This is a genomic window from Colwellia sp. MB02u-14 (assembly GCF_014076915.1).
Lineage (GTDB): Bacteria > Pseudomonadota > Gammaproteobacteria > Enterobacterales > Alteromonadaceae > Colwellia_A.
Genome location: NZ_JACGUX010000090.1, coordinates 1 through 209 on the forward strand (window position 1 = coordinate 1; position 209 = coordinate 209).

Below are 209 nucleotides of genomic sequence, written 5' to 3' on the forward strand. Positions count from 1 at the left end.
TCATAGTTAGCCGACTCTTCACCTTGCAGGGCTTTATCCAATATCCCTTTAACCGAGGCCTTGTAATCATCGGTGATAAACCCGGCCACCAGATCTTTTCCCATGACATCAATCTTAGCAAAGCCAGTGAGCTGCTCGGCGCGCTGGTTCCATTCGTTCACCAGACCCGCGGCATCAATCCCAAAAATAGGGGCATTGGCCGTATCGAT

1 protein-coding gene is annotated in these 209 nt (G+C 50.7%); it reads right to left on the minus strand.

The genetic code is table 11. The features are described 5' to 3' along the window. Window positions 1–209 (minus strand): PAS domain-containing protein (locus H4J52_RS19605; protein WP_182225413.1); only part of this gene is annotated, 209 nt, incomplete at both ends.